This is a genomic window from bacterium, assembly GCA_024226335.1.
Classification (GTDB): Bacteria; Myxococcota_A; UBA9160; order SZUA-336; family SZUA-336; genus JAAELY01.
In genome coordinates this window covers 1-6,358 of sequence record JAAELY010000394.1, presented here as the reverse complement: position 1 = coordinate 6,358, position 6,358 = coordinate 1, and the positions used below count along the sequence as shown (strand labels likewise).

Annotated in this window: 6 protein-coding genes; all 6 read left to right on the top strand. The window is 62.4% G+C overall.

Annotated features, from left to right (window positions below; translation table 11 throughout):
* Positions 1-186 precede the first annotated feature (186 nt).
* From GY725_19925 to GY725_19900, 6 genes are read left to right on the top strand one after another with little or no spacing between them, the layout of a single operon-like run.
* Positions 187-924 (top strand): methyltransferase domain-containing protein, encoded by a 738-nt coding sequence (locus GY725_19925; protein ID MCP4006453.1) that lies wholly within the window; start codon positions 187-189, stop codon positions 922-924.
* Positions 917-1,657 carry a glycosyltransferase family 2 protein gene (locus GY725_19920; GenBank protein MCP4006452.1) on the top strand — a complete coding sequence of 247 codons (741 nt, stop codon included), beginning with the start codon at positions 917-919 and terminating at the stop codon, positions 1,655-1,657. Before GY725_19925 ends, GY725_19920 begins: the two co-directional genes overlap by 8 nt.
* Complete coding sequence (locus tag GY725_19915) at positions 1,654-2,073, top strand: DUF2304 domain-containing protein (GenBank protein MCP4006451.1); 420 nt, start codon at positions 1,654-1,656, stop codon at positions 2,071-2,073. Before GY725_19920 ends, GY725_19915 begins: the two co-directional genes overlap by 4 nt.
* Positions 2,074-4,281 (top strand): hypothetical protein, encoded by a 2,208-nt coding sequence (locus tag GY725_19910; protein MCP4006450.1) that lies wholly within the window; start codon positions 2,074-2,076, stop codon positions 4,279-4,281. It abuts the gene before it with no gap.
* Between the two features lie 47 nt (positions 4,282-4,328).
* On the top strand, positions 4,329-5,969 hold the full coding sequence (locus GY725_19905; GenBank protein ID MCP4006449.1) for a hypothetical protein: 1,641 nt from the start codon (positions 4,329-4,331) through the stop codon (positions 5,967-5,969).
* Between the two features lie 19 nt (positions 5,970-5,988).
* The gene (locus GY725_19900) at positions 5,989-6,189 is read left to right on the top strand and encodes a hypothetical protein (GenBank protein ID MCP4006448.1); all 201 of its coding nucleotides are present in this window, start codon (positions 5,989-5,991) and stop codon (positions 6,187-6,189) included.
* The last annotated feature ends 169 nt before the right edge of the window (positions 6,190-6,358 follow it).

Sequence of the window (6,358 nt, the reverse complement as noted above, 5' to 3'; positions counted from 1 at the left end):
TTCTGCATCGGCGACGGCCACCGCGATCCGTTCCTTGTGGACGTCAAGACCTACATACGCGTCGACTTCGTGAGCTTCCATTGTTCGGTCTCCCTAAAATTCCCATCATTGGGTGTAGGACACCGGTCATACCATCTGGCCTTCCCGGGGCTTTGGAGGCGTCGCGGGTCGTGTTAGCCTTCCGACTTGGCCAGCGACGCAGACACACTCGAACGGATCCATCCCGACAGGCTCGAAAGCGGGGACGAAGCTGCGCGGGATGTCCTGCGCGTGCACCTCGATCGTTACGAGTTCGCAGCGCGTCAGATCCGACCCGGCCGCCTGCTCGATATGGCGTGTGGCGTAGGCTACGGCACGCATCTGCTTGCCGATCGTGCCTCCCAGGTAGAGGAAGCGTTGGGGGTCGATCTGGCACAGGAGGCGATCGATGCGGCGAATCAGCGCTATGCGAGTGAGCGTGTGAGCTATCGCCAGGGCGACGCCATGCAGTTTGCCGATCCCGAAGGTTTTGACACGATCGTTTCGCTCGAAACGGTCGAGCATCTGCCCGATCCGGTCGCCTTCGTGGCCAATGCGGTCAAACTGTTGAGGCCTGGCGGGCGCCTGATTGCCTCGGTACCCACGACGCCTTCAGTCGATGTGAATGCCTATCACCTCAGCGATTTCACCGAGGCTTCGTTCCGGCGTCTGGTCGCACCGTATGGCTTGCGCGAACTGGAGGCTTTTCGCCAGGTCCAGACGGTCCGTTTCACGGACGTGTTCTCGTTCGGTAGTGAGGCAGATGCGCGCCTGTCTCGCCTGCGTCCCAATCTACCCGCGTACTACGCACGGCACCCGGGTGCGCTGCTCAAGCGTATCTGGACCACCCTGCGACACGGCTTTTCGAACCACTATCTGACGATCGTCTGGGAACGCAATGCCTAGCCCGGAAGTTCGGCCGGTCGTTCTGCTTCCGGCCTATAACGAGGCCGCACATCTGGCGCAGATCCTGGAACAGATCCGCGAGGTGGTGCCTGAGTACGAACTCGTCGTGGTCGATGACGGGTCAACCGATTCGACGGCTCGAGTGGCGGCCGCCGCTGGGGCTCGTGTGTTGAGCCATCCGTTCAACCTGGGTTACGGCGGCGCACTGCAGACCGGCTACAAAGACGCCGTGCAGAGGGGGGTTCGACTGCTCGTACAGCTGGATTCGGACGGACAACACGATCCGAGAGGCATTCCCAAGCTCCTGGAGCCAGTGGAGAAGGGGGATTGCGATCTGGTGATCGGCTCGCGCTTCATTGAAACGACGGACTACCACATGGGAATCTTGCGACGCTTCGGACGGAACTTCTTTCGTTTCGTGGGTCGGCTCTCTGGGCTCGACGTACGGGATCCGACGTCTGGCTTTCAGGCGATGAACCACCGGGTGCTTCGCGCCTACGTCGGCGACTTCTATCCGATGGATTATCCCGATGTCGACGTACTGCTCGTTCTGCACCGAATGGGTCTTCGCATCACGGAGCGTTCCACCGAGATGAGTGAAGGTTTCAGACCGACCGAACTCCATGGGGGTCTGCGCCCGATCTACTACATGTACAAAATGCTCCTCTCGGCCTGGAGCGCTTCGACCGTGCGCATCGAACGAGAGGAAACGGACGAAAGGGATTCGCAGTGAGTGAAATTGCCGACGCCGTTGCTCTGCGTGAACTGTTCCTGAGTGCACCGGAATCGGGCGCGAGTCGCGTTGTGGCGGCGGTTCTCGGACTTCTCGTGCTCAGCGTCGTCCTGTTCCTGGTGCGCCGCCGTGCGCTGCGTGAAGAGTACACGCCCATCTGGCTGGCCGTCGCCTTCTCGATGGCCTTTCTGGGTATGAACTTCGGTGCCCTGCGCATGCTCACGCGCTGGATCGGCGCCTGGACTCCGAGTGCGACGGTGTTCTTCCTCGGCGAGGTCTTCCTGATCGCAATCTCACTGAACTATGCAGTGCGGCTTTCGCGCGCGAATCTGCAATTGAAGAATCTGGCCCAGGAGGCAGCCATCCTGCGCACTCGGGTCGAGCGACTCGAAGCGGATTTTCGAACGGAACCCTAGTTGGGGTCGAGGACACTTCAGATCGTCGGCATCGTGTTCGTGGTGCTGATCGCCTTCGTCGTCCGCGCAGCAGGCCTGGAGTTCGTCCTGGTCGGCGATGAAGTCATCATGGCCTACGGAGACGGCATGTATCACGCACGCCGCGCCCTTTTCTCCTTTGTCAATTTTCCAGCGGTGCTCTGGTACGACTCCTACATCAACTACCCCGACGGTGCGCCGGTCATGGTTCCGCCTCTTCTGGACTGGATCGTGGCGGGGGTGGCTCGCCTCTTTGGTACCTCCCAAACTGTTTTCGAGCGAACTCTGGTCTGGATGGCTCCCCTGTACGGCACGCTGGCCGTCATTCCTGTGTATGCGATTGCCCGACGGGTGAGATCACACGCGACCGGACTTCTGGCGGGTCTTCTCTACGCGCTGATGCCGATCATGTTTCAGGTGAGCCGCGTCGGGAACGGAGATCATCACAGTGCCGTGTCGCTGCTCGGGGCGGCTCTGCTGGCCACGTGTATGGTCTTGCTCGCACCCCGGGAGTCCTCGAATACGCGGCCTTGGGTCGTATTCACTCTCGTATTCCTGCGCCTCGCTCTGCTGCTCAGTTGGAACGGATCGCTTCTCTATCTGGGACTGCTGGAGGCGACCTGGCTGCTCTGCGGAGCGCTCGGGGGGCGGCGCAGTGTCCTGGCGGAAGGCTGGATCAGTGCGGGGATTACCTCGATCGCGCTCATGCCCATCGTTCTCGCACTCCCTGTACCGATCGGTGGCCGGTTGTCTGCCGGGGCCCTCTCGTTTCTGCACGTTCTGGCCCTTTTCGGAGCGGCAATCGGCGGTGCGGGGTTCTGGCGCCTGGAGGTTTCGCGCCTGCCGATCAATGCCACGCAACGCGTGGTTCGCATTCTCGCGTTTGGCATCACTGGTGCGGTCATCGGTCTCGCGGTGCCCGCGGTCCGACAGGGTTTGGGATTCGTGCTCGAGATGTTCTCGAGTTCCGTGCAGCACAGTGGACTGCCCACTCTGGAACTCATGCCTCTGTTCTCGTTGCCCGGGCGCATAGCAACGCGCCCGCCGGAATACTACTACGGTGGTTTTGCCTACTTGATCCCTCTGGCTCCTTTCGCCGCCCTGATTGCTGCGCGCAACCCGGAGCATCGCCTGCCGGCCATCGCGCTGGCCGCCTGGGCGGGGGTGCTTGGGATGCTCGCAATCTGGCAGATTCGCTACGGGTGGGATTTCGCTGCGGCGGGTAGCGCCTGTTTCGCACTGGGTCTCATCCAGTTTCGCGGAGTTGCAGAAGGTGCCGGTATTCCGAAGAAGGGAGCGGTGCTGTTCGTGGCATTGCTGGCGATCTGGTTGCTCCGCGCCCCTCTGTACCAGGCCTACCTGCCCTTGAAGCAGAGCGTCGATTCGTACCGAGGTCAGGGATTTCGCGGTGACGTCGTTTTGGGTAGCCGTTCCGGGTCGATCATGCGTTTCTTGAAGACGGTACGAGAACACACCCCGGAAACTGCGGGGTATCTCGATCCCGAGCAACAACCCGAGTACGGGGTTCTGTCGGATTGGGGTCTGGGACATGCGCTGCACTACTACGCCCGACGCGCTTCGGCGGCCGATGGATTTGGCAACTTGTTGGCGCGCGAACGCTTCAGCGATGCGGTGGAGTTCTTTCAACGTCGACGCGAATCCGAGGCACTCGCCAGCGCGGAACGCCTCGGGCTGCGCTTCGTGATCGCCTCCTCTCACCGGGGAGCGGATCCTCAGTCCATCGGCGTGAGACTGTACGGCGAAGACGGCAGTCGTACGCACTCCAATCGGGCACTGACTCACTTTCGTTTGATCGTGGAGGGTCCGAAGAACGGACGCGGTCTGGTCGATCCCACGGGGAGCGGGTCTGCGCAAGCACCGTTCAAGTTATTCGAGATCGTCGAAGGTGCGCTCATCGAAGTTCGTGCGGCCGCGCGAACTCGGATCGTGGCCAGCCTGGATCTCGAGCATGAAGGCGGTCGGCGTTTCACCTATCGCGTAAGAAACATGGCGCGCGACGATGGCTGGGCCCGCGTGCGCGTGCCGTACTCCACGTCGAGTGAAGGTCCGCTTCAAAGCGATGGTCTCTACCGTGTGCAGGTGGGCTCGACGGTCTTCGAGGTGGCTGTCTCCGATGAGGCCGTGCGTACAGGGGCGCGCATTCGGCCGGCGCAGGAGAAGTCGAGGTAGTGGAGGCGGGAGCGGGGACAAACCCGAGCGACTCGCGGAACATCTGGTTGTCGTCGATCGCCGTTGCGGCCGGCATGGCGCTGCTCATCGTGCCGGTGTCCATGTCGCGCTGGTGGCTCACGCAGGATGCCATCGAGTATCTGCTGATCGCCCACGAATGGGTCAACGGCGCCGGTTTCGTCAATCCGGTGCAGTGGTTCTTCTTCCTGCCCGAGAATCCTCCGCTCCCGGCGATGGCGGTGCGCGCACCGATGATTTCCTGGCTGGCCGCGATTCCCTTCGCTCTCGGAGCGACACTCAGTAGCGTGATTGCGTTGCACGGAGCGTTCGCCTGCCTGGTGACCGGAGGGGTCGTACTGGTGGCCAGGCGCTTCATGCGTCTGCCGGCCGCAATCGCGGCGGCGCTGCTCTTCGGTCTGGCCCCCGCCTGGTTGTACCTGGTTCGTTTCCCCTGGACGGAGGTCGTCGCGACGGCCGCGTTCCTGGTTGCGATCGCAACGGCTCCGAGCGCAAGCCGCTCGCTAGTGCGCGCACTCGCGTGTGCTGCGATTGCCTGGCTCGCCTGGTTGAGCCGCCCGAACCTGGGTGCCCTCGTTCTCGCGATTGCAGTTGCAAACGGGCTGCAGTTGTTTTTCGAAAGCGAACGAACCCGTTTGCGAGACGTCGTCCTGCATCGCCATCTCTGGACCTACGTCACCGGTTTCGGCTTCCTGGTTCTGGTGACTCGCTGGATCGTTGGCCAGGCAACAGGGCTGGCGCCCTATAGCGCCTACGGTGTGACGGCCGAGATGCTGAGTGCGCAGGATCTTCTTTCATACCAGAAGGAATTCGCCGGCGGGTTCGCCTTCATTGGAGAGAACTTCGAACTGGTGAGCGCCCAGTTGGGTCTGCGCTTCGAGCAGCTGATGGAAGTATTGTTTCTGGATGCGGGCTTCAACTGGGTGGGGTGGGGTGCGCCGCTGGGGCTGCTCTGCGCGCTGCGACCCCGGCGCGGCGCGGTTGAAATTCGTGCGATTGCGTTTTCCCTCCTTGGTTTCAGCCTGCTCGTCATCCTGCTCTACGCGGGCTTCGATCGTTTGCGCCACGCGCTTTTTCCGGTGTTGACGGCGGGCCTGCTCGGCGCAGCGGCTCTGGACGAGTTGTTGCAACGTCTCGAAGTCCGTTTTCAATCGTCAGTCGCAAGTCGGGTGCTGCCTTTCGCCCCTCTTCTGCTGGTCCTGACTATGTTCACACTCGGCCCCGGATTGCAGGCGATCCCGATTTCACTGCAAGGACTCGTGAGCCGGTTGCAAAACGGGCCGGCCGAACGGTTTGGAGCCACCTTCGAGGAGCACGCGGCGGGTTTCTGTCGCCGCATGGAGCCGCAAGCCCTAGTTGCAGCGCCCGATCCCTGGATGGTCGCACTCTGGTGCGGGAATGCCGGGATGGTGCTGCCGATCGATCTGGATTCGCAGGACTGGCAGGCGCGTTTCCTGCGCGAGAAGCAGCCGCGATACCTGATTTCGGATGGATCGCCGGACTTCTCCTGGCTGCGTCACTCCCGGGCCGTGCGGCGGGTCCACGGGGCCGGGCATTTCGTTCTCTGGGAGACGCGCGATCGACCTCCGGACCCTGTCGGCTGGCAGCCGGCGCCGCCACTGGCCTGCGCCGGAAAGAGGCCTGAGTGCGCGCGCGCCATGGGGCGCTGATGCGGCGTACGATGCCGGAATGATCTGGTTGGCCTGGCAGCGCATTGCACCGATCACCGGCTGTAAGGCGGTGATCGACTCCTTCGATCCTCGATCGGGGACCGTTCGGGCCGCGGCGCGCACGGCGGGCGCGTCGAACCGGGTTGTGTTTGGTTCGTTCGGCGCGGTTGGATTTGCTGCTGAGATCGACGGCGACGAGTCCGACTCGCGACCGGCCTGAGCATTTCCGTTCGCAACTGTCGGTTCCGGACTAGTGTCCTGTTTCAGAAGTTCCATCTCGAATTAATTGAAGTGTTCAGGAGTCGGTCTTCCCAGAGTAGAATGGAGGGCAGACGATGGGGCAGAGAGGACGACCACGCGCAGCGGTGACGCTGACGGACGCGGAGCGC

Bases quoted from the DNA above. Each gene is read 5' to 3' on its own strand.
- GY725_19920 (MCP4006452.1), top strand. From the start codon at position 917: ATGCCTAGCCCGGAAGTTCGGCCGGTCGTTCTGCTTCCGGCCTATAAC.
- GY725_19900 (MCP4006448.1), top strand. From the start codon at position 5,989: ATGATCTGGTTGGCCTGGCAGCGCATTGCACCGATCACCGGCTGTAAG.